The sequence below is a fragment of the Betaproteobacteria bacterium genome, assembly GCA_016791345.1.
Taxonomy (GTDB): domain Bacteria; phylum Pseudomonadota; class Gammaproteobacteria; order Burkholderiales; family JAEUMW01; genus JAEUMW01.
Map to the genome: position 1 here is coordinate 1 of JAEUMW010000165.1, position 2,024 is coordinate 2,024.

The window sequence follows — 2,024 nt, forward strand, 5'->3', positions numbered from 1 at the left end:
CTCGCAGCATTCGACCTGACCACCTCCTGAACGGCATCCTCGCCGCGCAAGTCCGATGAGCGAAGCCACCGAGGGCAGAATAAGGCGCATCTTTCGCGAAGCCCGCCGGCGCCTCGGGCGCACCCTCGACGAACAGCGGCGGCAGGCCTCCCACGCCGAGGCGCTGCCGCAGCTTGCGGTGCTCGGCGTGACCTGCGGGCTGCTCGCGGCCGGCGTGATGATCGCCTTCCGGGGCGTCATCGAAATCTCGCAGGCGGCGCTTCTGCCGCCCGGCGGCCCGGAGAATTACGAGAACCTGACGCTGCGACTTCAGTTCCTGTTTCCGATCACGGGTGCCGCCATACTCGCTGGAATGTTTCTGCGCACGCCGGACGCGACACCGCACGTGGGCATCGTGCACGTCCTCGAGCGGCTCGCCTACCATCAGGGGCGGCTGCCATTCAGGAATGCACTTGCGCAGTTTCTCGGGGCGGTGGTCGCCATCGTTTCCGGAATGCCGGTTGGGCGTGAAGGCCCGGCGGTGCATCTCGGCGCCGCGAGTGCCAGCCTCGTCGGCCAGCATCTGGCGCTGCCCAACAACGCCTTGCGCGTGCTCGTGGGATGCGGTGCCGCAGCGGCGATTGCTGCTTCCTTCAACACGCCTCTCGCGGGGGTCGCCTTCGCGATGGAGGTAGTGCTGGTGGAGTACACCGTCAGCGGGTTCGCGCCGGTGATCCTCGCGGCAGTGAGCGCGACGGCGGTGACGCGTCTCGCCTATGGCGCCGATCCCGCCTTCACCGTGCCGCCCCTGACTTTCGGCTCCCCATGGGAGATGCCTTACGTGCTCGTCATGGGGGTCGCCATCGGTGCGCTGGCCGCCGCCTTCATCGCGCTGGTCGAAGCAACGACGAAGCGCAGCAGCCGCTGGCCGTTCTGGTCGCGCGCGCTGCTCGCGGGACTGCTCACCGGACTGTGCGCACTCGCAGTGCCGGAGATCATGGGCATCGGTTACGACACGGTGTCGAGCACCCTGCGCGGCGAGATGGGCGCCCGCCTGCTGCTCGCCATCGTCGCGCTCAAGCTCCTGAGCACCGGCGCAGTGATCGGCCTTGGAATTCCTGGGGGACTCATCGGTCCGGTGGTGGTGATCGGGGCCGCGGCGGGCGGCGCCTTCGGGGCGCTGGCGCTGTGGGCGACGCCGGCGCACGTGTCCTCCCCCGCGCTCTACGCGCTGATCGGCCTCGGCGCGATGATGGCCGGCACGCTGCACGCACCGCTCGCCGCGCTGACCGCCATGCTCGAACTCACCGGCAATCCGAATATCATCTGGCCGGGGATGCTGGCAGTCATCGCCGCCTACGGTGTGTCGCGCGTCGCGTTCGCGCAGCAGCCGGTGTTCATCGCCCTCATGCAGGCGCGCGGGCTCGACTATCGCAACGACCCGATCCTGCAATCACTGCGCCGCGTGGGCGTCGCCGCGGTCATGGATTCCCGGGTGGCGGCGCTGCCGCGAATGTCGGCGCGCGCTGCGATCGATGCCACCCTGGCGAGCAGCCCGACGTGGATCCTCGTCCTCAGCGCCGAGAAACCCATCGCCCTGCTGCCGGCGCTCGACCTCGCGCGTCAGACGCTCGAAAAGCCCGACGTCGCCGAGTTCGATCTGCTCGAAGTGCCGGCCGGCAGACTGCAGGTCGCGCCGATTCCGCTGCAGGCGACGCTGCAGGAAGCGCTCGACACGATGGATACCAGCGGCGTGCAGGCGCTCTTCGTGGTGCCGGCAAGCGCTTGGGAAGAAGTGCACGCCTACGGCGTCGTCACCCGCGACCACATCGATCGCAGTTATCACTACTCCCGCTGACGCCTCGTCGGCCCGCCGACTGTCCGTGATCTCAGTCCAGCACGTGCGAGACCATGCCGTCGGCAAGCTTGGGCTCGAACCACGTGGATTTGGGCGGCATCACCTGGCCGGCATCGGCCACCGCCATCAGGTCTTCCATGCGCGTCGGAAAGAGCGAAAAGGCGGCAGCCATCGTGCCGCTGTCGAC

2 protein-coding genes are annotated in these 2,024 nt (G+C 68.6%); one reads left to right on the forward strand and one right to left on the reverse strand.

The window, feature by feature from the left end:
• Positions 1–55 precede the first annotated feature (55 nt).
• Entirely contained in the window at positions 56–1,837 is a 1,782-nt protein-coding gene (locus JNK68_06520) for a chloride channel protein (protein ID MBL8540011.1), read from the forward strand.
• A 31-nt stretch (positions 1,838–1,868) separates the two neighbouring features.
• On the opposite strand, the gene JNK68_06525 is transcribed toward JNK68_06520, so the two are convergent.
• Positions 1,869–2,024, reverse strand: a 156-nt coding sequence (locus JNK68_06525) for a DUF1015 family protein (GenBank protein MBL8540012.1), incomplete at its 5' end; no start/stop codon positions are given.

Coding starts and splice junctions, on each gene's coding strand:
- JNK68_06520 (MBL8540011.1), top strand. CDS start 56: ATGAGCGAAGCCACCGAGGGCAGAATAAGGCGCATCTTTCGCGAAGCC.